The following is a 22,208-nucleotide window of genomic DNA, read 5'->3' as shown; positions in this document are numbered from 1 at the left end:
CCGTCTGAAAATGTTTTCAGACGGCCTTTTATCTTCTTTCAAAGCGTTTAATTGTTTTCCCACTCGACATGCTCACTCAAGAAGCCGCCACTTTGGTGTGCCCAAAGTTTGGCGTAGAGACCTTGTTTTTCAAGGAGTTCGGCGTGGCTGCCTTCTTCGATGATGCGGCCCTTATCCAAGACGATGAGACGGTCCATCGCGGCGATGGTGGAGAGGCGGTGGGCGATGGCAATCACGGTTTTGCCTTCCATCATTTTGTCGAGGCTTTCTTGGATGGCGGCTTCAACTTCGGAGTCGAGCGCACTGGTGGCTTCGTCAAGCAACAGAATCGGCGCATCTTTGAGCATAACACGGGCGATGGCGATGCGTTGGCGCTGGCCGCCGGAAAGTTTCACACCGCGTTCACCGACATGCGCATCATAGCCGCGTCGGCCTTTGGCATCGCTCAAGTTAGGAATAAAACCGGCGGCCTCGGCGCGTTCCGCGGCGGAAATCATCTCGGCTTCGGTTGCATCGGGACGGCCGTAGATAATGTTGTCGCGGACGGAGCGGTGCAGCAGGGAAGTATCTTGCGTCACCAAACCGATTTGGGCTCGCAGGCTTTCTTGGGTAACGCTGTCCACGTTTTGCCCGTCAATCGAAATTGTGCCGCTTTGCGGTTCGTAGAAGCGCAAAAGCAGGTTGACGATGGTGGATTTGCCCGCGCCGCTGCGTCCGATCAAGCCGACTTTTTCGCCCGGGCGGATGGTGAGGTTGAAGCCGTTGAGCAGCGGTTTGCCTGCTTCGTAGGAGAAATCGACGTGTTCGAATTTGATTTCGCCTTGCGACACTTTCAGCGGCAGGGCTTTCGGTTTGTCGAGGATGGTTTGTGGTTTGGACAGGGTTGCCATGCCGTCGCCGACGGTGCCGATGTTTTCAAACAATCGGGCGGATTCCCACATGATGTATTGCGACAGGCCGTTGACGCGCAACGCCATGGCGGTGGCGGTGGCAACTGCGCCGACGCCGACTTGTCCGTGATACCAAAGCCAGATGCCCAGCGCGGTCGTGCCGGCGGTCAGCGAGCTGTTGACGATGAAGCTGCATGTGTGCAGAAGCGTCGCCAAACGCATTTGGGCGTGTACCGTAACCATAAATTCTTCCATCGACTGCTTGGCGTAGGCCGCTTCGCGCGCGCCGTGGGAGAAGAGTTTGACGGTGGTGATGTTGGAATAGGCGTCGGTAATGCGGCCGGTCATCAGTGAGCGCGCATCCGCCTGACGCGCGGCGGTTTTCCCGAGCTTGGGAATCAGGAAGCGCATCACTAAGGCGAAGCCGATAATCCAACCGATAAAGGGCAACAGCAACCAGCTGTCGAACGAAATCAGAATCACGCCGGAAGTAATGAAATACACCAGCACATAAACAACCATGTCGGCAACCGTCATCACCACGTCGCGCATCGCCAGCGCGGTCTGCATGACTTTGGCGGACACGCGGCCGGCAAATTCGTCCTGATAGAAACCGAGGCTCTGCCCCAGCATCAGGCGGTGGAAATTCCAGCGCAGGCGCATCGGGAACACGCCTTGCAGGGTTTGCAGACGCACATTGGACGCGAGGAAGGTCCAGAGGGCGAAAAACACCATCATCCCCGCCATCGCCGTCAACGCCCAGCCTTTTTCAGCAAACAGGGTCGCGGGCGTGTATTTGCCGAGCCAGTCCACGACTTTGCCCATAAATTGAAACAGCAGGGCTTCCATGATGCCGATACCGGCGGTAAACACCGCCAATACGGCAATCCATTTGCGCAAGCCTTCGATATTGCTCCAGACAAACCGCCACAGCCCTTTTTCAGGCGTTTTCGGGGCGGCTTCGGGATAGGGGTCGATGCGGGACTCGAACCATGAGAATATTTTTTTAATCATTGTTTTTGCAAATGTGATAAGACGGTCAGGCCGTCTGAAAAGAAGTGTTCAAATACATTCAAGACTGTATTTTACGGGAAAAATCCAACTGATGACAGCGGATACCGTCAGTCCGATCAAACCAATCTATCGGCTTGACCATCTAAAAATCCCTTTGCTTTACATAAAACAAAGGCCGTCTGAAACTTTTCAGACGGCCTTTGCTGGATTTAGGTTACCCTTAAAAATCACTCTTTACGTTGACGGCCCAAATCGGCAGCGGCAGTAAACAAGACGTCGGTGGAAGAGTTTAACGCAGTTTCTGCAGAGTCTTGAATCACGCCGATGATGAAACCGACGGCAACCACCTGCATGGCCACATCGTTATCGATACCAAACAGGCTGCACGCCAAAGGAATCAGCAGTAACGAGCCACCGGCCACACCGGATGCACCGCACGCGCTGACAGTTGCCACCAGGCTCAGCAGCAGGGCAGTGGCGAAGTCAACCGTAATGCCTTGCGTGTGCGCCGCAGCCATCGCCAAAACAGTAATGGTGATTGCCGCACCGGCCATATTGATGGTTGCACCCAATGGAATGGAGATGGAGTAAGTGTCTTCGTGCAAACCCAGTTTTTTCGCCAATGCCATGTTCACAGGGATATTGGCGGCGGAAGAACGGGTAAAGAAGGCATAAACGCCACTTTCGCGCAGGCAGGTAAACACCAGCGGGAAAGGATTTCGGCGGATTTGCGACCACACAATAATCGGGTTGACCACCAAAGCAATAAACAGCATACAGCCGAGTAATACGGCCAACAGCTGCATATAACCGGCAAGTGCTTCAAAACCGGTTTCCGCAATGGTAGAGGACACCAAGCCGAAAATACCCAGCGGCGCAAAACGGATAATCCATTTCACAACAGTCGAAACGGTATCGGCCAAATCAGCCGCTACTTGGCGGGTCGTATCCGAGCCGTGATGGCGCAAAGCCGCACCCAATACCAAAGCCCAAGCCAAAATGCCGATATAGTTAGCATTGGCCAGCGCGTTAATCGGGTTGGCCACCAAATTCATCAGCAGCGTTTTCAGCACTTCGACAATGCCGGAAGGCGGCGCAACGGATACATCGCCGGCCGCACGCAGAATCAGCGTGGTCGGGAATGCCATACTGGCGACAACTGCCACCACAGCCGCGGCAAACGTACCGAAAATATACAAAATTAAAATCGGTTTGATGTGGGCCTGATTGCCTTTTTGGTGTTGCGCAATAGCGGCAGTCACCAAAACAAATACCAAAATCGGCGCGATAGCCTTAAGCGCACCGACAAACAGGCTGCCCAGCAGTCCTGCGCTGATACCGACTTGCGGCGAAACTGCACCCACAATAATACCTAAAACCAAGCCGATGGCGATTTGCGCCACCAGGCTGACGCGATTGAGCGCGTTCAAAATCGGATTGCCACTTGCCATATCCGTTCCTTCACAATTTAAAGATATGTTAAAAAAGTCTTACATTCTAAAATAAAAAATCATTTGTCGGCGAGGTTTTCATGCACACCTCACGAAAACAGCATTAAAGTTTAGCATTTATGACAAAGTTGGCACTTTATTCCAAAAATATGAGCGAATCCGCTCAAACCCTACTTTAAAGTATGCCCATACCGTTGCCTTATCCCTCTGTATCTTGCTTTCAGACGGCCTGAAATCTGCGCCATAAGGCCGAATACAAAGGCAACTTTATCAGTCAAAACACAAAACATAACTATTACAATCAGATATAAACAAACCAAAATCCGCCCTTAAGTCGCATTTTGCAACGTTATCGCGCTAAATTTCCGTTTATATCCATAGCCTGAAAGCTTGCAGAAATAATGTTAAAATCCCCAAACTGAAGAATTGTTGCTGTCGAACACACATCATGACCAAACTGACCTACCCTGTTTTATTTGCATCATTGGCGCTCGCCTACGGACACGCGTTGGCAGTAGATACTTCCGTTCCCAAAGCGGAAGACTACGAAGCTGTTCCCGAATCCGAAATGCCCAAGCAGCCCAAAGATGACCAAACAGGCAAACTCAAGCCCAAATTCCCCGTCAAAATCGACACTCAAGACAGCGAAGTCAAAGAAATGCTTGAAGAATACCTGCCGCTGATTACCCAGCAGCAGGACGAAGAGCTGGACAAAGAGCAGGTCGGCTTCCTCGCCGAAGAGGCACCCGACAATGTCAAAACCATGCTCCGGACCAAAGGCTACTTCAACAGTAACGTCAATATTCAAGACCACGGCGAGAGCTATACCGTCAACGTTACCCCCGGCCCGCGCACCAAAGTCGACAACGTCAGCGTGGCCATCCTCGGCGACATATTGAATGACGACAACTTGGCCGAGTACTACCAAAATGCGATGGAAAACTGGCAACAGCCCGTTGGCGAAAACTTCGACCAAGACGGCTGGAGTGCGAGTAAAACCTCCGTCCTCAGTGCGGTCACACGTAAAAAATATCCGTTGGCGAAACTCACCACCACCCAAGCCACCATCAATCCCAATACCCAAAAAGCCGACTTGAACGTCATTGTGGAGAGCAACCGCCCCATTTACTTTGGCGATTTCCAAATCACCGGCACGCGCCGCTACCCTGAGAGCGTGGTTTCCGGCATGACGCGTTTCCACCCCGGTTCGCCTTACGACTTGGACAAAATCCTCGACCTGCAACAGGCGCTCGAGCAAAACGGCCACTATTCCGGCGCGTCCGTACAGGCCGATTTTGATCAACTGCAAGGCGACCGCGTTCCCGTCAAAATCAACGTGACCGAAGTCAAACGCCACAAACTGGAAACCGGTATCCGCTACGACTCCGAATACGGAATCGGCGGCCGCATCGCCTATGACTATTACAACCTCTTTAACAAAGGTTACATCGGTTCCATCGTTTGGGACATGGACAAATACGAAACCACGCTGGCCGCCGGTATCAGCCAACCGCGCAACAACCGCGGCAACTACTGGACCAGCAACGTTTCCTACAACCGCTCGACCACGCAAAACCTTGAAAAACGCGCCCTGACCAGCGGTATTTGGTATGTCCGTGACCGCAACAATATCGACGCCCGCTTCGGCCTCGAATTCATTACCGAAGACCGCAAAGTCCCCGACGCCAGCTACGATTTGGGCCGAAGCCATGCCACCATGCTGACCGCCTCATGGAAACGGCAAAGCATCGAAACCGAGCTGCACCCTCAAAACGGCTACTACCTCGACGGCAAAATCGGGGCAACTTTGGGCAAATTCCTCTCCTCCACCCAAATGGCACGCGCTACAGCACGCGCAGGCTATTTCTTCACACCTGAAAATAAAAAACTCGGTACATTCATCGTACGCGGACAGGCAGGCTACGTTTATGCCCGCGAAGGCGAAGAAGTACCGTCCAGCCTAATGTTCCGCACCGGCGGCGCAACTTCCGTACGCGGTTACGAACTCGACAGCATCGGCTTGGCGGGCCCCAACGGCTCCGTCCTGCCGCAACGCGCCTTGGTGGTCGGTAGCCTCGAATATCAATTCCCGGTTACCAAAAGCTTCTCCGGCGCCATCTTCCACGATGTCGGCGATGCGGCAAGCAACTTCAAACACATGACCTTAAAACACGGTACCGGCTTGGGCGTGCGCTGGTTCAGCCCGGTTGCGCCGTTCTCCTTCGACATTGCCTACGGCCATCACGACAAGAAAATCCGCTGGCACATCAGCTTGGGCACAAGGTTTTAAAAAACATACTCACCATCCATTCTTTCAGACGGCCTCAGCCATTTCAGGCCGTCTGAAAAACAGACAAACAGAAAAATATCATGACCGATACTGCAAACACTTCCACGCCGTCTGAACAACAGCCCGCCCCGCCAAAGCGCAAAAAACGCCTGTTGCGCAGCTTTGTCCTGTCTGCCTTGGGCGTATTGACCGTTTCCGCCGGCGCAATCGGCTGGCTGGTCGGTACGGAATCGGGTTTGCGTTTCGGTTTGTACAAAATCCCGTCATGGTTCGGCGTCAAGATCTCCTCGGACACGCTGAAAGGCACGCTGATTGAAGGTTTTGAAGGCGACAAATGGTTGATTGAAACAGAAGGTGCAGACATCAAAATCAGCAGCTTCCGCTTTGATTGGAAACCGTCCGAACTGATCCGTCCGTCCTTGCACATCACCGAAGTCGTGGCCGGCGACATCGCCATCGTGACCAAACGCACGCCGCCCAAAGAAGAAGAGCCATCAAAAGGCCTGCCCGACAGCATAGACCTGCCTGTTACCGCCTATCTCGACCGTTTGGAAACCGGCAAAATCAGCGTGGGCAAGCGTTTTGACAAGCAGACCGTCTATCTCGACCATCTGCACGCAGCCTATCATTACGACAAAAAAGAACACCGCCTCCACATCAAAACCGCCGATACGCCATGGAGCAGCTCGACAGGCGCGGTGGTGATCGGCTTGAACAAACCCTACGTCCTCAATACCGCCATCTACACCAAAGGCCAGCTTGAGGGCGAAACCCTACATGGCACGGTGCGCCTGTGGGGCAGCCTGCAAGACGTATCCACCGACTTGCTGCTCGATAGCGACAACGTTCATTTGTCGGCCAAATCCACTATTCATCCATTCGCCGACAGCCTCAATGAAACCGTCGGCGAAATCCTGATTAAAGGTTCCAACATCAATCCGCAGGCCTTCCTGCCCAGCCTGCCCAAAGCGCGCCTGAATTTCGACGCCACCACCATTCCGTCGTTTACCAACGGCGTTGCGTTGGAAGGCTCGATTGACTTGGAAAACGACCAAGCCGGTTTTGCCGATGAAAATTATATCCCTGTCAAACGCATCCTCGGCGAATTCATCGTCGACGACAAAGGCACGGTCATGATTGAAGACATCGGCGTCGATCTGCTCAAAGACGGCAGCATCGATGTATCCGGCTCAATCGATACCGCCCAAGACCAGCTCAAACTCGCACTGGGCATCAACAATACCGGCGCAGACGACTTTGTCCGTCAAAACATCGCAGGCCGTCTGAACGGCAGTATCGACGTCAAAGGCGAAACCTCCTCCCCTGTCGTTAACTGGAATCTCGACAGCGGATTTGCACGTACAGACGGCATGCTGTTTTTCCAAACCGACAAACAGCTCGGCCAGCGCACGCTCAAGCTCGACAAAGTCCGCCTGGTTCCGCAAAACGGCGGCGAACTCAACGCCAACGGTTCGCTCGAACTCTTCAAAGACCGCAAACTGCAACTGGACATCGTCAGCAAAGCCTTCAACCCTGCGCGTATCGATCCGCAGCTTCCGCAAGGCAGCGTCAACGGCAACATCAACTTGACCGGCATACTGGCGCAAGAGAAATTCGCCGGCAAAATGCAGTTTACACCGAGTACGCTCAACGGCGTTCCGCTTAGCGGCAAAGCCGACGTCGCCTATGAAAACAAACACCTCGCGCGCGCCCTGACCGATCTGACCCTCGGCAGCAACATCATCAAAACCAACGGCAGCTTCGGTAAAAAAGGTGACCGCCTCAATCTCAATATTACCGCCCCCGATTTGTCGCGTTTCGGCTTCGGCTTGGGCGGCCTGCTCAACGCGCGCGGTTACATCTCCGGCAGCTTTTCAGACGGCCTCAAAACCCTTGAAGCCGATTTGAACGGCGAAGCGCGTAACTTCAAAGTCGCCGATACCGTCAACATCCGCACCCTCGACTTCAAGCTTAAAGGTTCGCCCGATACCAACCGTCCGTTGAGTGCCGATATTAAAGGCGAACACATCGCCGTCTCCGGCGGCGCGGCCATGATCGACAACGTCAATCTGCTCATCAGCGGCATAGGCTCGCGCCACCACATCCGCGGCAACAGCAGCATGGCGGTGGACAGCAAACGCTACAAGCTCGACCTCGATGCCACCGGCGGCCTTAACAAAGACCAAACCCAATGGAAAGGCACGGTTGACACGCTCGACATCAACGGCGCGTTCAACCTCAAACTGCAAAACCGCCTCAACCTCGAAGCCGGCAGCGAACGCGTTTCCCTCAGCAGCGCACGCTGGGCGGCCATGGGCGGCAACCTCAACCTACAAAATTTCGTTTGGGACAAGAAAGCCGGCATTACCAGTAAAGGCAGCGCACAAAATCTGCACATTACCGAATTGCACAACTTCTACACTCCGCCCATCGAACACAACCTCGTCTTGGGCGGCGACTGGGATTTGGCGTACAGTCAAAACGCGCGCGGCTTCCTCAACATCAACCGTCAAAGCGGCGACATCATCCTGCCGGGCAAAGACCCGAAAAACAAACAGCCTTTGGGACTTTCCGCGCTCGCCCTGCGCACCCGTTTCCAAAACGGCCGCATCGACAGCACGCTGGAAGGCAACACCCGTTTCGGCAAAGTTGACGGCACGCTCGGCATCGCCCAGCAGTTCGGCAACAACATCAACAACGCCCCCGTCAGCGGCAAAGTCAATATCAGCGTTCCCGATTTGGGCTCGCTCAAATCCTTTATGCCGGCGACAGCCCAAGGCATTGTAGGCCGTCTGAACGCGACCGCCACCATCGGCGGCCGACTCGGTTCGCCCACCGTCAACAGCAACCTCGACCTCCAAACCAATTACGGCCGTGCCAACGGTACCGTTAACATCGGTCAAGGCACCAGCTTCGATACCGCCCCTCTGAGCGGCAAGCTTAACCTGAACGTCGCCAACCTCGAAGTCTTCCGCAACTTCCTGCCCGTCGGCCAAACCCTCAAAGGCCGTCTGAACGCCGCCGTCAACTTGGCAGGCCGTCTGAACGATCCGCAACTGAGCGGCCTGATTAACGGCGACAACCTCTATTACCGCCATCAAACCCAAGGCCTGATTCTGGACAACGGCGTATTGCGTTCACGCCTGCAGGGTCAAAAATGGGTGATCGACAGCCTCAAATTCCACCGTGGCGGCACGATTGAGCTCAAAGGCGCGGTCAACCTTGCCAACGCCAATCCCGATGTTGACGTGGACATCGTCTTCGACAAATACCGCACCCTCTCGCGTCCAAACCGCCGACTGCAGCTCTCCGGCGCGGCCAAAGTCCTCTACAATCCGGAAAAAGGCGTATCGCTCAACGGCACCCTCAACACCGACTACGGCAGATTTGGTTCGCAAAAATCCTCCATGCCGACCCTCGATGACGACGTGGTCGTACTGGGCGAAACCCCAAAAGAAGCAACGGCCACCACGCCGATTAATATGAACCTTGTCTTGAACATCAACGACAATGTCCGTTTTGTCGGCTACGGCGCAGACGTTACCATCGGTGGCAAACTGACCCTCACTTCCCGCCCGGGCGAAACCGTCCAAGGCGTCGGTACCGTGCGCGTTGTCAAAGGCCGCTACAAAGCCTACGGCCAAGACCTCGAAATCACCAAAGGCGCGGTTTCCTTCGTCGGCCCGCTGACCGATCCGAACCTCAACATCCGTGCCGAACGCCGTCTCTCCCCGGTCGGTGCAGGTGTCGAAGTTCTCGGCAGCCTTAACAATCCGCGCGTGACCTTGGTTGCCAAAGAAGCCATGAGTGAAAAAGACAAACTCTCCTGGCTCATCCTCAACCGTGCCAGCAGCGGCAGCGACGGCGACAACGCCACGCTCTCTGCGGCCGCCAGCGCGCTGCTTGCCGGCCAAATCAACGACCGCATCGGCCTTGTCGATGATTTGGGCTTCACCAGCAAACGCAGCCGCAACGCCCAAACCGGCGAGCTCAACCCCGCCGAACAAGTCTTGACCGTCGGCAAACAGCTCACCAACAACCTCTACGTAGGTTACGAATACGGCATCTCCAGCGCCGAACAATCCGTCAAACTCGTGTACCAACTGACCCGCGCCATCCAAGCCGTTGCCCGCATCGGCACGCGCTCCTCCGGCGGCGAGTTGAAATACACCATCCGCTTTGACAACCTGTTCGGCAAAGACGAATCAGAGCCGGAAGAGCAACAATAAGAGCCGTGAAAAAGGCCGTCTGAAATTTATCTTTCAGACGGCCTTTATCTTGTTCTACCTTATCAAAATCTTAAGCCATGCCTCCAAAAACAAAGGCCAACGGCGCAAGTTTGAAAACAAATACTGCTAAAAAAGTAAGCTGCAAAACATGTCTTATTCAAGATTAGCGATACATAAAGCAGATACAAAAAGGCCGTCTGAAACTGACAGGGGTAGGTTTCAGACGGCTTTTTTGAATCATCGAAACATCTTGTGCATGGCGTTGCTGATTAATTCGAGCTGTTTCTTATATTCGCGGCAACGGGGGCAGAGCGACAGGTGCACAGCAAGGGCAATGCGGTTAAAAAGACTGAGGCGCACTTGGTCTTGCTGTTTGGAAATCAGATCGGTTATTTTGCGGCATTTTTTCATGACGTTTTCCTGTCAGGCATGGGAGAACCATTTGATTTGCAGACACTGGCGCAAGGTTTCGCGCGCGCGGTGCATGATGGTGTGGTAGTTGGCATGGCTGATGCCGCATTGTTCGCGGATTTCATCACTTGAAAAGCCGAGAATTTCTTTCATGGTAAACACGCGGGCGGTGTTTTCCGGCAGATGGTAGAGGCAGGTCTGCAAAACTTGATAGAATTCTTTATTGTTCAAACTGGCTTCGGGCGAGTCCCAACCCTGAGGCTGTCCTTCGTCCGTCCAATGCCCGTCGGCGGCAAAATGTCCTTCAAAGGCTTCATCTAAGGCTTCTTCGTCGCGCGTGACGAAAACTTGGCGTTGCCGCCCGATTTGGCGCAGGCAGTCGGTGATTTTGTTTTTTAAGATTGCAAACAACCAGCTGCTCACTTGGGCGTCGCCTTTGAAACCCTCGGCCGCACGGTAGGCAGAAAGCATGGTTTCCTGTACGAGGTCTTCCGCCAAATCGGGGCGGTCGGGCAGCTGGATATGGGCAAAGCGCAGCAGCAGTTTGCGGGATTCGGCAAGCTCGGCATCGGTCAGTTCGGGTAGGGCCATAATGTATCAGTATGAAATGAATGATCAATATGCTTCTGATTTTACGCTGATACGGAAAGAGCATGCGATTGAATCTATAAACGATTTCAGTAGTTTTTTTGTTTCGCCAAAACCGACTGCCCCGTTTCAGACGGCCTTGATTTATGCCGCAACCAAAATGCCCTGTTCCCGCCAATCCGTCCATTTTTGCTTTAATGCGTCCTGCCAAACATTTTCAGACGGCATGAACTCTGCCAGCATGGTTTGCAGGCCGTTTAGGGAAGTGGGCGATTCTGCCAGTGTTTCCAGCAATAATGCACCGAATCCATCAAGCGTTTGGTACATCACGTCGTCTTCCTTATCGCGCCACACCAAAACAGCAGTTTCCGCCTCCTGCAATTCATCGGTCACATCATACTGATAACGGCGCACAAAGGCGGCGGGAGAAAGGGTGTAAGCTAAATCGTCTGAATCGGCGTGGGTTGTTTGGCTGTCGGTTTGAGCGGTTTCGGCGAGCAGCTGGGTGTGTTCAAAGTCCATCAATGCCAAGAGGTCGTCTGAAAGCGGCAGGCTTTGGCAATATTGGAGGAACTCGCCGGGGATTTCTTGAAAATAGGGCGTTTGGGCGCGCACGTCGCGGACGAAACCTTCTTTCAGACGACCCCATTCTTCGCTGTCAAAGTATTGCAGCGTTTCGGTATAACAACGGTCGATAAAGCTGTGAATATTGTTGCGTATCAGGCGGATATAGACGTTCAAGCGCTCTTGCGGCAGTCCGTCTGCGGCTTTGCCTTCGCGTATGGCTTGGGCAAAGCGGTGTTGGTATTGGGCGGAGGTTTCAGGCTGCACGGCGGTATTCCTTTCCGGCACGCATTTGATAGTCGGCGATTTTGGCGACTTCGGCTTCGAGTTCGGCAAAAGGCGGAAAATTGAAATCGCGTTCTAACAGGGTGGGCGGAATCGTCGGCAACTTGGCATAGGCCAGTTCGAGCAAGTCCCAAACGGTCGGCAAAACTGCCGCGCCATGGGTATCAATCAATAATTCGGGCGTTTCGACATCGTGTCCGGCGATGTGGATGTAGCACACGCGCTCTGCGTCAACGTTTTCCAAAAAGGCTTCGGGCGACAACAGTCCGTGGTTAACGGCGTTGACGTAGATATTATTCACATCGAGATGAATGCCGCAGTCGGCTTCGCGGGCAACGGCGTTGAGAAACTCGACTTCGTTCATTTTGGCAAGCGGGGAATGCAGGTAGTAGGAAGTGTTTTCTACGGCAATGCGGCAGCCCAACCGGTCTTGCACTTCACGGATACGCCGCGCGGTATGCCGCACCATTTCTTCGGTGAAGGGCAGCGGCAACAGGTCGTAGAGATGACCGCCGTCGTGGCAGTAGCTCAAATGGTCGGAGAAAAACGTGCAGTCATAACGGCGCATCATTTCTTTGATGCCGTCTATCAAGTCGGTATCCAGCGGGGCTTGTCCGCCCAACGACATGGATAATCCGTGCAACGCCAGCGGCAGCCGTTCTGCCACGCGGTCAAACTGTTTGCGCGCCCTGCCGCCCATTTTCAGCCAGTTTTCGGGGGCGGCTTCGATAAAGCGTATCGGGCTGTCGTCTGAAAGCGAGAGGAAGTCTTCCGCCAAGTCGCGGCGGTAGCCCAAGCCTGCATGTTGAATCATGGTGATGTCCTGTTATGGTGCCGTATGAACGACAAAGTCGCATTTTCGTTTATAAAATGCGACTTTGTTAAAGGTATATTGCAGGATTATTTAGAACCGCATTTACCTTCGCCGCATTTGCCTTCTACTACTTTGGCAGCTTTGGCTTTAGATGCTTTGCCTTTTTTAGCGTGAGTTTTTTCCACGGTTGAACCGCATTTGCCTTCGCCACATTTGCCTTCGCTTGCTTTAGAAACAGCGCTTGCACCGCATGAACCTTCACCGGCTTTAACCGCACCGCAAGAGCCTTGAGCAGATTTTTGAACACCTGCTTTGCTGCTTAACGGTTTATCAGCGGCAACAACGCCGGCAGCCAGAGACAGGGACAGTGCACCGGCCAGAGCAGCAGCTACATTTTTTTTCATTTTAACTTCCTTTTAAAAATATGGGTTTAAATAAATCAAGGGATAATATCGGGCATTTAAAGTCGGCCCGCGACCGTGAATCATTAAAGAAAATGTTTGATACGACAACAGCGTTTCTTCAGCAGGCCATCCAAAGACAGACGGCCTGCGCCCTGCAATAGGACAGGAAATAAAACCACCAAATAAATCAGTGCCATTTTATAACCGTTGTCGCACACATTGTACCCCAAGCCGGCATGCACCGCAGACCATGCGACAGCCGTTACGACCATCAATCCCAGCGCGGACAGCCGCGTTGCCAAGCCGACGATGAGCAGCGCAGGCAAAACCAGTTCCGCCCACATGGCCAAATTCCAGTTGACCGTATCCGGCAACAAATTGAACGGAAAGGGAAATTGACTGTTGATATCTGCAAACCAGTTTTCCCCATTCCATTTTTCCAGGCCGGACTCAAGAAATTCATACGCGGCAAAAAGCCTGAGCGTCAACAAGCCGAAAGCAGCCTGCCAAGAGGGGTTGGATGAGGTGTTCATTTATTTTCCTTATCGATGTGTGTCGAATGGGCTGGGACGAAAAATCAATCGGCACCATCCCATATTTCATGCCTGTTTAGACGCGGCAGCTTTAAAAAACTGACAAAACAAATAAAGTTATTTTCTTATTTATTGTTTTATAAAGATTAAAAATTCAAAAAGGCCGTCTGAAACGCCATGCTTGATTGGGTTTCAGACGGCCTTTGATGATAATCGCGGTCAATTAATCCGCTTGTTTGCACAATTCGACAATTTCCGCACCGTATTTATCAGTTTTCTCCACACTCATGCCGTGGATTTCCGCCAGCTCCGCCAAATCCTGCGGCCGTCGGGCGGCAATCGCGCGCAAGGTGACTTTGCTGCATATCTGATAGGCTTCAAGGCCTTCATGGCGGGCAGTATCGATGTTCCACTGAAGCAGACGGCGCATCAAGCGGCGTTTGCGTTTATCCTCTTCGCTCAGGCCGTCTGAAAACGGACGGCAGATGTTTAAAATGCCCTCGCCGTATTGTTCGATACGTTTTTCGCCTAGTTTATACACGCCTAAAAGGTCGATGGGTTCGGCAGGCGTATTGGTCAGCAAGTCGTCCATGCTTTCGTTGGAGAATACCGTACCCAGCGTTACTTGATCGGCACTTGCCTGCTGCTCGCGCCAAGTTTCCAAAGCTTGTTTTAAGGCCTTTTCGCGCTCGCCCAAGCTATGGATAACTTGTATATTTTCTGTAGAAACCGTACCGGCTTCGGCCGTTTCGCAAACGTCGAGTATCTCCAAACCGAATTTATTGATTTTCGCCTCGCCCAAGCCGTAGATTTGATGTAAATCTTCCAAACTTCGGGGCATTTTTTCGACAATATCGCGCAGGGTTTTGTCGCCGCAAACCACATAGGCCGGCACTTCCTCTGCCCGGGCGCGTTGTTGCCGCCATTGGCGTAATGCCTGCCACAAACGCTCTTCGCGCTCGGTACGCAACCAATCGTCTTTCGGCTTTTGGGTGGCCGTTTTTTCACGGCGCAGGGGACGCAGCATGACTTCGGTTTCGCCCTTGAGGACTTGTTTGGCCGCTTCGGTCAGCTGCAGGGCTTGATGCTGTTCGACGTTGACAGTGAGATAGCCCAGGCTGATGCACTGGCGGATGACACTGCGCCATTCCTTGTCGGTCTGTTCGCTGCCGATGCCGAATGTGGAGAGTTTGTCATGGCCGTTGCGCTGTATCCAATCATCGCTTTTACCGCGCAAAAGGTTGGTGATGTAACCGGCGGCAAAACGTTGTCCGGAGCGGTACACGCAGCTGAGTAATTTTTGCACCAACACCGTACCGTCAAACCGCACGGGCGGATGCAGGCAGTTGTCGCAATGGCCGCAGGGTTCGGATTCTTCGCCAAAATGTTTAAGCAGCAGTACGCGGCGGCAGGCGGCGGTTTCGCAGACGGAAAGCATGGCATCGAGTTTTTGCATTTCGATTTGCTTTTGCACCTCGTCGCTGTTGCCTTCGGCAATCCGTTCGCGCAGCAACACCCAATCGTTCAAGCCGTAACACAGCCAGCTCACGGCAGGCAGTCCGTCCCGGCCGGCACGCCCCGATTCCTGATAGAAATGTTCGACACTCTGGGGCATATCGAGATGGGCGACAAAGCGCACATCCGGTTTGTCTATGCCCATGCCGAACGCCACGGTCGCCACTACGATAATATTGTCTTCATGCGTAAAGCGGCGTTGGTTTTCCTCGCGCACGTCCATGCTCAAACCGGCATGATACGGAATCGCCTCCAAGCCGTTTTCACACAAAAACTGCGCCACATCCTCGACTTTTTTACGGCTCAGACAATACACAATGCCGCTTTGCCCATGCATCTGCTTGCGGATAAAATCTAGTAATTGTTTTTTGCCATTATTTTTTTCGATAACCTGATAATAAATATTTGGACGGTCAAAGCTGGAGATAAATTCGGACGTACTGTCCAAGTGCAGATAATGCTTGATGTCGGTGCGCGTGGCTGCATCGGCGGTAGCGGTCAGGGCGATGCGTGGGATGTTCGGATAGCGTTCGGCAAGCATGCCGAGTTGTTGATATTCAGGGCGGAAATCGTGTCCCCATTGGCTGACGCAATGCGCCTCATCAATGGCAAACAGGCTGACGGTTTGTTGGTCGAGAAAACGCAAAAAGCGGTCGGTAACCAAGCGCTCCGGAGCGACATAAAGCAGTTTCAGACGGCCTTGGGCAAGCTTGTCGGCAATCTCGCGCGCCTCATCTGCCGATGTGCTGCTGTTGACTGCCGCCGCTTCAATCCCGGCCACATGCAGACTGGCCACTTGGTCGTTCATCAGCGCAATCAGCGGCGATACGACAACCGCCACGCCTTCTCGCATCAGCGCCGGAATCTGGTAACACAAAGACTTGCCCCCGCCCGTCGGCATCAGCACCATCAAACTCTCGCCGTCGACCAAAGCATTGACAATAGCCTCCTGCTTGCCACGAAATTCGGGATAACCGAATACTTCGTGCAAAATCTGTTTGGCGGTCGGCTGAGGCATAATGGTTCCGTAGAATAGGGGAAAGCGTTATTTTAACGGTTTTACACCCGCGTATGTGCGGAACATTTTGCCGCTGCTTTTTCAGACGACCTCAAATTCAAATCTATCAAATTTATTTAATTTTAAATAAAGATTTGTTTTATTTTGAATGAAATGTATAAAGGCCGTCTGAATCCTAATCTTCGGATTTCAGACGGCCTTTCAAAAATAAAATCTTTAGGCTTTTTTGACAAACTCAGATTTCAAGTTCATCGCGCTGCCATCGATTTTACAACCGATATTGTGGTCGCCCTCTTGCAGGCGGATGCCTTTGACTTTGGTGCCTTGCTTGATGACCATAGAGCTGCCTTTGACTTTCAGATCTTTAATCAAGACAACCGTATCACCATCTTGCAATACCGCGCCGTTGGCATCTTTGGCTTCCAAAGCATCATCGCTTGCAGCCGCAGCATCGGCCTCGTTCCACTCATGGGCGCACTCAGGGCAAACGTATTGAGCGCCGTCTTCGTAAGTGTATTCGGAGTGGCATTTCGGGCAGGGAGGTAGGGACATGAGGTTTCCTTATAAATATGATAAAAGAAGCGTAAAACTCAAATAATACAATGTCTAAATTATTGCTTCGCCTTGCTGCCGCCTGCACCGTAAACGGCATTCCAAGCCGCGTCCAACATCTGGCCGGCCTGTTGCAACTTGGCATTTTGCTGCTCTTTCTGAGCCAAGGCCGTTTGAATTTCGCCTTTCAAACGGTCAATATCAGATTGCGCTGCCTGCAAACGGCGCTGCGCACTTTCCAAATCGCTTTGCAGGGAAATGATTTTGCTGTCGTTGCTGTTTTGCTCATGCAAAGCGGCACGGTAAACCGATTGGACGGACAACAAACGGTCTTCCGCCTCACCGGCATACGCCGCGGCGGCAGATAACATCATCAGGGCAAGTAAGGTTTTTTTCATGAGTTTTCCTTTAAAGTTGTTTGATTCGTAAAGTAAAGCGCAGAGCCGATTTTTCAGCCGCCAAGTTTACATAAATATGCTTGTTGGTCTTTGTTCTTGATGGTTTATTTTATCCAATCCGGACATTCAGGCTGCCGATAAAAGTTAATTCAATCAACTGTTGTGGCAGGCAGGTCGCTATTATTTTCTCATATTCTCCGCCTTATTCCATTTTTTTCTGGTTTTATTAGAAAAGGCCGTCTGAAACATTTCAGACGGCCTTTTTGAATTTCACAACGATCGCTCAGCCTCTCGTCAAAAAGCTTTCCTGTATTTTTTAAATTACAGTCATATTTAAATATGTAAATATGATTTATTTATTGTAAAATTTACCCTTTGGTCATGCCGGAGCATATGGTGTTGCGGCTGTCTGCATCTTTTTTAATTCTTCTTCCATGAGAACCCTATGATGAAAAGCAACCGTCTCGCCTATGCCGTTTTGGCAGCCCTACTATCTATCCAAACCCTACCGGCTTCTGCAGCCAAAGCTGATGCCGCTTCTGCCGTCGAGGCATCCGAACAAGAGACGCAACAAGCCTCAGACTCTATCGCAAACTACGTTGACGACCAAATCGTCCAAGGCCCGGCAACCGTTGATTTGGGCAATCAGGCCAAACTGAAACTGCCTGCAAAAATGGTCTTTGTGAAAAAAAATCGCGCCAACGCCATGATGAGGGAAGCAGGCAACGCCACAGATCCCAACCGCTACGGCCTGATTCTCCCCGAGTCGGAAAACGAGGACAGTGACACCAATTGGATAGTAGACCTGACCTTTACCGATTCTGGCTACATCAAAGACGATGATGCCAAAGAATGGGATGTTGAAGCCATGCTCGAGCAGCTGAAAGAAGGCACCGAGGAACAAAACAAAGAGCGTGCCTCCCGCAACCTGCCGGAATTGGAAACACGCGGCTGGGTGGAAAAACCGCAATATGATGCAAAGACCCATCGTCTGATTTGGTCGATTGACGTTCTGAATAAAAACGAACCCGATCCCAATCCTGCCATCAACTACAATACTTTCCAGCTGGGACGCGAAGGCTATATTGAATTGACTATGATCACCGATTTGAAAAGCATAGATCAATACAAACCTATTGTGCAAGAATTGTTGGGCAATATCGAATTCAATGAAGGCAAGCGCTACAGCGATTTCAATGCCGCAACCGACAAAGTGGCCGAATACGGACTGGCTGCCTTGGTTGGCGGTATCGCTGCAAAAAAACTGGGATTATTAGCTTTGACCGGCGCATTACTGGCTAAATTCGGCAAACTGATTATTTTCGGTGCTGTTGCAGCAGGCGCATTGTTTAAAGGCCTGTGGCGCAAAAAAGATAAAAACAAACCGAACGAAGAAGAATAAATAAATCCTGTTCAAAATAAAAAAGGCCGTCTGAAAACTTGGTATCCCTAGTTTTCAGACGGCCTTTTATCATTCATGCCTTACGAACGAATCCGTTTCAACACTTCTTCTTTGCCGATTAAAGCCAATACGGCATCGACGCTTGGGGTTTTTGCCGTACCGCAGACAGCGAGGCGCAAAGGCATACCGAGTTTGCCCATTTTGATGCCTTCTTCGTCGCAGAAAGGTTTGAACAGGTCATGGATGGCTTCGGCGGTCCAGTCTTCCAAACCTTCGAGGCGTTCGGCAAAGCGCAGCATACGGGCGGCGGCTTCGTCATCCCAGTGTTTCTGCACGTCAGCTTCGGCAGGGGTTTGTTTAACGTAGAAGTAGAGACACTCGTCGGCAAGTGTGTTCAGGTCTTGGGCGCGGTCTTTAACCAATGCCAACACATCTTCCAAAGCAGGCTTGCTTGTTTCATGGATATCGCGCAGGGCGAGGCGCGGTTTCACCATTTCGGCCAGTTTTTCGTTGGCGGTGATTTTGATGTGTTCGCCGTTAATCCAGTAGAGTTTCTTCAAATCCATGCGGCTTGGGGATGGGGAAACGTCTTTCAAATCAAACCATTCGATGAATTGTTCCATCGTGAAAAATTCGTCGTCGCCGTGCGCCCAGCCCAAGCGTGCCAGATAGTTGAGCATGGCTTCGGGCAGGATGCCCATTGCGCCGAAATCGGTAATGGCAACGGTATCGCCGCTGCGTTTGGAGATTTTTTTGCCTTGTTCGTTAAGAATCATCGGCAGGTGGCCGTATTCGGGCAGGTTTGCGCCGATGGCTTTTAAGATGTTGATTTGTTTCGGGGTATTATTCACATGGTCGTCGCCGCGGATAACGTGGGTAACGCCCATGTCGTAATCGTCCACGACAACGCAGAAGTTGTAAGTCGGTGTGCCGTCGGCGCGGGCGATAATCAGGTCGTCAAGCGCTTCGTTGGGAATAGAGATTTCGCCTTTGACCAAGTCCGTCCATTTGGTGACGCCGTCCAAAGGCGTTTTGAAGCGGACAACGGGTTGCACGTCGGCAGGGATTTCGGGCAGGGTTTTGCCTTCTTCCGGACGCCAGCGGCGGTCGTAAGTCGCCGTGCCTTCTTTTTCAGCTTTCTCGCGCATGGCTTCCAGCTCTTCTTTGCTGCAATAGCAGTAGTAGGCATGGCCTTTTTCTAAAAGTTCGGCAATGACTTCTTTGTAGCGGTCGAAACGGCGGGTTTGGTAAACGACGTTGTCGGCGTTGTCGTAGTTCAGGCCGACCCATTTCATGCCGTCGAGGATAATGTTGACGGATTCGGCAGTAGAGCGCGCCAAGTCGGTGTCTTCGATACGCAATAAGAATTCGCCTTTATGATGGCGGGCAAACGCCCATGAGAACAGGGCGGTGCGTACGCCGCCGATGTGCAGGTAGCCGGTGGGGCTGGGGGCGAAACGGGTTTTGACGGTCATGATGGCTCCAAAGTCTTTGAAAACAGGTATTTTACTTTTTCGGCGTGGTTTAAACAATGTAAGGCCGTCTGAAAATAATGTCGGCGCAGAAGGACCGTCTGGGACTTTTCTCCTGAAAACAAATCAAATATAATGATAATTATTTCTTTTAAAGGATCCGCTCATGAACAAACGCGCTTTATTTGCCGCCCTCGCCCTCCTGCCCCTTTTTGCCCAAGCCGAAATCAAAACTATCAAAGATGTATTGGGACGCGAAGTCAAAGTCGATGTCCCTGTCAAACGCGCGGTTTTGGCGTTTTACTATCCCGACTATATCGCGGTAACGGGCGCGGACAAATTTAAAAACGTCATCGGCATTTCGCGTGAGTTTTGGGAGAAATTCAATCCCGGCAGCTGGGCGATGTTCAAACAGAAGCTGCCTACGCTGCAAAACATTGCGGACATCGGCAACATCAACACCGGCACGTTTTCACTGGAGAAAACGCTCGCGCTCAAGCCGGACGTATTGATTCTGGCCGACTGGCAGTATAAGGCCGTCGCCACCCACCTGCCGCGCATTGAAGCGGCAGGCATACCCGTCGTCGTGGTCGATTTCAACGCCGAAACCGTCGCGCGGCACACGCGCAGTGCGGAAATTTTCGGCGAACTCAACGGTACGCAGGCGCGCGCCCAAAAAATTGCCGCCGAATACGCCCGAGGCATTGCCGACATCAAAAAACGCGTCGCACGCGCCAAGCAGTCCAAACCGAAAATCTATATCGAGTTCGGCGACAAAGGCCCGTCCGAATACAGCTACACCTTCGGCAAAGATATGTGGGGCGCGATTGCCGACACAGCAGGCGGCAACAATATCGCCGCGCCTTACGTTAAAAACTGGGGACCGATAAACCCTGAAAAATTCCTGACGGCCAAACCCGACGTCATCGTCATTTCGGGGACGGAAAACGGCCATAAAGACAAGCCTGACATTATGGCGATGGGCATAGGCATCAGCCAGGCCGATGCGCAACGCCGACTGGCCGGATTTGTCAAACGCAAAGGCTGGGCAGACATTCCTGCCGTCAAAAACAAACGCGTTTACGGCATCTACCACACCGCCTCCCGCTCGCTCGCCGATTTGGCCAGCGCGCAATTTATCGCCAAAACCCTGTATCCGCAGCAGTTTGCCGACATAGACCCAAACAAGACCTATCTGGACTTCTACCGCAAATACCTGCCCGTCGTGCCGGACGGTACGTTTTACATCCAATTGAAATAGCGGCTGCAAAAATCATTAGGTTCAGGCCGTCTGAAGATTCAGACGGCCTGAGCATGCTATGCCGATAAAGATTTAATGAGTATAATTACTGTTCTTTCAACAAAATTACTGGGTACGTATGAACGGACAAAACCAAATCGGCCATCAGCAGGCTCCTGTTGTAAGCGTCAAAGAATGGTTGCTAACAAACTTGATTATGATGATTCCGCTGGTCAATATAGTTATGATGCTTGTGTGGGCATTTAGCTCAAACACCAATCCGAATAAAGCCAATTATTTCAAGGCTGCCTTGATTCTGTTTGCCATCGTAATGGCAATTTATCTGGTGCTGGCTGTAGTCATTTTTGGCAGTATAGCTGCAAATCAATATCAATAAGTAAGCATACATTTAGACCGTCTGAAACCTAAAAGGATTCAGACGGCCTTTTACATGGATTACCGAAGGCTCAACCACCTATCCAATTCCAAACCGCATCGCTCCATTTGCCGATACGGTAGAGAAACAAAGAATAGCTCTCCTGCATCAGAAACTTGGCTTTCTTGCTGCGCTCGTCAAAGCGCGTGGTCGGGGTGGCGGAGAACTGTGCGTCTGACAAGCCCAAATCGGCGGCCATTTCTTCGGCGCGCGCCAAATGATACGGGTCGCTGACAACGATAATGCTGCCGACTCCGTTGGCGTGCATGATGGGGACGATATTACGCAGGTTTTCGTAAGTGTTGCGCGACGTGTTTTCAAACAGGATATTGTGCGCCGGTATGCCCTGCTTGAGCGCGTATCTGCGCCCTACTTCGGCTTCGGTCATAAATCCTTTTTTGGGCGTACCGCCGGTGAAAATGATTTTGCCGACCCGATGGCTTTGGTAGAGCGTGATGGCGTGGTTGATGCGCTCACGGAATACCGGCGACGGGCGTCTGTCCCACGCCGCCGCACCCAACACCACCGCCGCATCGGCATGAGCGTCCTTCGGCAAGGTTTGCAAACCTGTCCGGTAAATCTGCCATGTGCCGGTCAAAAAAATACCGCACACCAGCAAAACGCTCAAAGCAAGGCCGCGAAACAGGTAGTATCGCAGGCCATTGCGGCTTTTAAGCAGGGAAATCATCTTCAGACGGCCTT

The 22,208-nt window shown here is 52.2% G+C and carries 18 protein-coding genes; 5 read left to right on the top strand and 13 right to left on the bottom strand.

Annotated features, from left to right (window positions below; all coding sequences use genetic code 11):
* Window positions 1-47 precede the first annotated feature (47 nt).
* Both HMPREF3052_RS03990 and sstT read right to left on the bottom strand, forming a co-directional pair.
* Window positions 48-1,904 (bottom strand): ABC transporter ATP-binding protein, encoded by a 1,857-nt coding sequence (locus HMPREF3052_RS03990; RefSeq protein WP_070748675.1) that lies wholly within the window; start codon window positions 1,902-1,904, stop codon window positions 48-50.
* Window positions 1,905-2,131: 227 nt separating this feature from the next.
* A complete protein-coding gene (sstT, locus tag HMPREF3052_RS03985) occupies window positions 2,132-3,355 on the bottom strand; it encodes a serine/threonine transporter SstT (protein WP_070748673.1) in 1,224 nt (407 codons plus the stop codon).
* 448 nt (window positions 3,356-3,803) lie between these two features.
* Here sstT and HMPREF3052_RS03980 point away from each other — a divergent pair, with 448 nt between their 5' ends.
* Together HMPREF3052_RS03980 and HMPREF3052_RS03975 are read left to right on the top strand one after the other, a co-directional pair.
* Window positions 3,804-5,645: an autotransporter assembly complex protein TamA gene (locus tag HMPREF3052_RS03980; RefSeq protein ID WP_070748671.1), complete on the top strand. Its 1,842-nt coding sequence runs from the start codon at window positions 3,804-3,806 to the stop codon at window positions 5,643-5,645.
* Between the two features lie 80 nt (window positions 5,646-5,725).
* Window positions 5,726-9,874 (top strand): translocation/assembly module TamB domain-containing protein, encoded by a 4,149-nt coding sequence (locus HMPREF3052_RS03975; protein ID WP_070748669.1) that lies wholly within the window; start codon window positions 5,726-5,728, stop codon window positions 9,872-9,874.
* Between the two features lie 237 nt (window positions 9,875-10,111).
* On the opposite strand, the gene HMPREF3052_RS11575 is transcribed toward HMPREF3052_RS03975, so the two are convergent.
* The 9 genes from HMPREF3052_RS11575 to HMPREF3052_RS03935 all read right to left on the bottom strand — a co-directional run bounded on the left by HMPREF3052_RS11575 (window position 10,112) and on the right by HMPREF3052_RS03935 (window position 16,956).
* Window positions 10,112-10,285 (bottom strand): anti-sigma factor family protein, encoded by a 174-nt coding sequence (locus tag HMPREF3052_RS11575; RefSeq protein ID WP_049323681.1) that lies wholly within the window; start codon window positions 10,283-10,285, stop codon window positions 10,112-10,114.
* Between the two features lie 12 nt (window positions 10,286-10,297).
* A complete protein-coding gene (locus HMPREF3052_RS03970; RefSeq protein ID WP_063068580.1) occupies window positions 10,298-10,876 on the bottom strand; it encodes a sigma-70 family RNA polymerase sigma factor in 579 nt (192 codons plus the stop codon).
* Window positions 10,877-11,017: 141 nt separating this feature from the next.
* A complete protein-coding gene (locus HMPREF3052_RS03965) occupies window positions 11,018-11,704 on the bottom strand; it encodes an HvfC family RiPP maturation protein (protein ID WP_070748667.1) in 687 nt (228 codons plus the stop codon).
* The gene (locus tag HMPREF3052_RS03960; protein ID WP_070748665.1) at window positions 11,694-12,536 is read right to left on the bottom strand and encodes an HvfB family MNIO-type RiPP peptide maturase; all 843 of its coding nucleotides are present in this window, start codon (window positions 12,534-12,536) and stop codon (window positions 11,694-11,696) included. Before HMPREF3052_RS03960 ends, HMPREF3052_RS03965 begins: the two co-directional genes overlap by 11 nt.
* A gap of 86 nt (window positions 12,537-12,622) precedes the next feature.
* Window positions 12,623-12,940, bottom strand: coding sequence for an HvfA family oxazolone/thioamide-modified RiPP metallophore (locus HMPREF3052_RS03955; protein ID WP_003686668.1), 318 nt, complete (start codon window positions 12,938-12,940; stop codon window positions 12,623-12,625).
* Window positions 12,941-13,023: 83 nt separating this feature from the next.
* Entirely contained in the window at window positions 13,024-13,473 is a 450-nt protein-coding gene (locus HMPREF3052_RS03950; protein ID WP_049328761.1) for an HvfX family Cu-binding RiPP maturation protein, read from the bottom strand.
* Between the two features lie 223 nt (window positions 13,474-13,696).
* Window positions 13,697-16,006, bottom strand: coding sequence for a DNA helicase RecQ (gene recQ / locus HMPREF3052_RS03945; protein ID WP_070748663.1), 2,310 nt, complete (start codon window positions 16,004-16,006; stop codon window positions 13,697-13,699).
* Between the two features lie 216 nt (window positions 16,007-16,222).
* Entirely contained in the window at window positions 16,223-16,558 is a 336-nt protein-coding gene (locus HMPREF3052_RS03940; RefSeq protein ID WP_070748661.1) for a zinc ribbon domain-containing protein YjdM, read from the bottom strand.
* 59 nt (window positions 16,559-16,617) lie between these two features.
* Window positions 16,618-16,956, bottom strand: a complete 339-nt coding sequence (locus tag HMPREF3052_RS03935) for a hypothetical protein (RefSeq protein WP_003686752.1) — start codon at window positions 16,954-16,956, stop codon at window positions 16,618-16,620.
* Window positions 16,957-17,401: 445 nt separating this feature from the next.
* Between HMPREF3052_RS03935 and HMPREF3052_RS03930 the strand changes: the two genes are divergently transcribed.
* Entirely contained in the window at window positions 17,402-18,358 is a 957-nt protein-coding gene (locus tag HMPREF3052_RS03930) for a DUF2167 domain-containing protein (protein WP_070748659.1), read from the top strand.
* Window positions 18,359-18,438: 80 nt separating this feature from the next.
* Here HMPREF3052_RS03930 and gltX read toward each other — a convergent pair whose 3' ends face one another.
* Window positions 18,439-19,833, bottom strand: coding sequence for a glutamate--tRNA ligase (gene gltX, locus HMPREF3052_RS03925; protein WP_070606479.1), 1,395 nt, complete (start codon window positions 19,831-19,833; stop codon window positions 18,439-18,441).
* A 163-nt stretch (window positions 19,834-19,996) separates the two neighbouring features.
* Here gltX and HMPREF3052_RS03920 point away from each other — a divergent pair, with 163 nt between their 5' ends.
* Together HMPREF3052_RS03920 and HMPREF3052_RS03915 are read left to right on the top strand one after the other, a co-directional pair.
* Window positions 19,997-21,091: an ABC transporter substrate-binding protein gene (locus HMPREF3052_RS03920; RefSeq protein WP_070748657.1), complete on the top strand. Its 1,095-nt coding sequence runs from the start codon at window positions 19,997-19,999 to the stop codon at window positions 21,089-21,091.
* Between the two features lie 118 nt (window positions 21,092-21,209).
* On the top strand, window positions 21,210-21,467 hold the full coding sequence (locus tag HMPREF3052_RS03915) for a hypothetical protein (RefSeq protein WP_070748656.1): 258 nt from the start codon (window positions 21,210-21,212) through the stop codon (window positions 21,465-21,467).
* Window positions 21,468-21,537: 70 nt separating this feature from the next.
* Here HMPREF3052_RS03915 and HMPREF3052_RS03910 read toward each other — a convergent pair whose 3' ends face one another.
* Window positions 21,538-22,194: a YdcF family protein gene (locus HMPREF3052_RS03910; RefSeq protein WP_049328768.1), complete on the bottom strand. Its 657-nt coding sequence runs from the start codon at window positions 22,192-22,194 to the stop codon at window positions 21,538-21,540.
* Window positions 22,195-22,208: the final 14 nt, after the last annotated feature.

Source organism: Neisseria sp. HMSC056A03, from assembly GCF_001815685.1.
In the GTDB taxonomy this organism is placed as follows: domain Bacteria; phylum Pseudomonadota; class Gammaproteobacteria; order Burkholderiales; family Neisseriaceae; genus Neisseria; species Neisseria subflava.
The sequence above is the reverse complement of the archived record's forward strand: the minus strand, read 5'-3'. Positions and strand labels throughout refer to the sequence as shown.

Coding starts and splice junctions, on each gene's coding strand:
- HMPREF3052_RS03990 (WP_070748675.1), bottom strand. CDS start 1,904: ATGATTAAAAAAATATTCTCATGGTTCGAGTCCCGCATCGACCCCTAT.
- sstT (WP_070748673.1), bottom strand. CDS start 3,355: ATGGCAAGTGGCAATCCGATTTTGAACGCGCTCAATCGCGTCAGCCTG.
- HMPREF3052_RS03980 (WP_070748671.1), top strand. CDS start 3,804: ATGACCAAACTGACCTACCCTGTTTTATTTGCATCATTGGCGCTCGCC.
- HMPREF3052_RS03975 (WP_070748669.1), top strand. CDS start 5,726: ATGACCGATACTGCAAACACTTCCACGCCGTCTGAACAACAGCCCGCC.
- HMPREF3052_RS11575 (WP_049323681.1), bottom strand. CDS start 10,285: ATGAAAAAATGCCGCAAAATAACCGATCTGATTTCCAAACAGCAAGAC.
- HMPREF3052_RS03970 (WP_063068580.1), bottom strand. CDS start 10,876: ATGGCCCTACCCGAACTGACCGATGCCGAGCTTGCCGAATCCCGCAAA.
- HMPREF3052_RS03960 (WP_070748665.1), bottom strand. CDS start 12,536: ATGATTCAACATGCAGGCTTGGGCTACCGCCGCGACTTGGCGGAAGAC.
- HMPREF3052_RS03955 (WP_003686668.1), bottom strand. CDS start 12,940: ATGAAAAAAAATGTAGCTGCTGCTCTGGCCGGTGCACTGTCCCTGTCT.
- HMPREF3052_RS03950 (WP_049328761.1), bottom strand. CDS start 13,473: ATGAACACCTCATCCAACCCCTCTTGGCAGGCTGCTTTCGGCTTGTTG.
- recQ (WP_070748663.1), bottom strand. CDS start 16,006: ATGCCTCAGCCGACCGCCAAACAGATTTTGCACGAAGTATTCGGTTAT.
- HMPREF3052_RS03940 (WP_070748661.1), bottom strand. CDS start 16,558: ATGTCCCTACCTCCCTGCCCGAAATGCCACTCCGAATACACTTACGAA.
- HMPREF3052_RS03935 (WP_003686752.1), bottom strand. CDS start 16,956: ATGAAAAAAACCTTACTTGCCCTGATGATGTTATCTGCCGCCGCGGCG.
- HMPREF3052_RS03930 (WP_070748659.1), top strand. CDS start 17,402: ATGATGAAAAGCAACCGTCTCGCCTATGCCGTTTTGGCAGCCCTACTA.
- gltX (WP_070606479.1), bottom strand. CDS start 19,833: ATGACCGTCAAAACCCGTTTCGCCCCCAGCCCCACCGGCTACCTGCAC.
- HMPREF3052_RS03920 (WP_070748657.1), top strand. CDS start 19,997: ATGAACAAACGCGCTTTATTTGCCGCCCTCGCCCTCCTGCCCCTTTTT.
- HMPREF3052_RS03915 (WP_070748656.1), top strand. CDS start 21,210: ATGAACGGACAAAACCAAATCGGCCATCAGCAGGCTCCTGTTGTAAGC.
- HMPREF3052_RS03910 (WP_049328768.1), bottom strand. CDS start 22,194: ATGATTTCCCTGCTTAAAAGCCGCAATGGCCTGCGATACTACCTGTTT.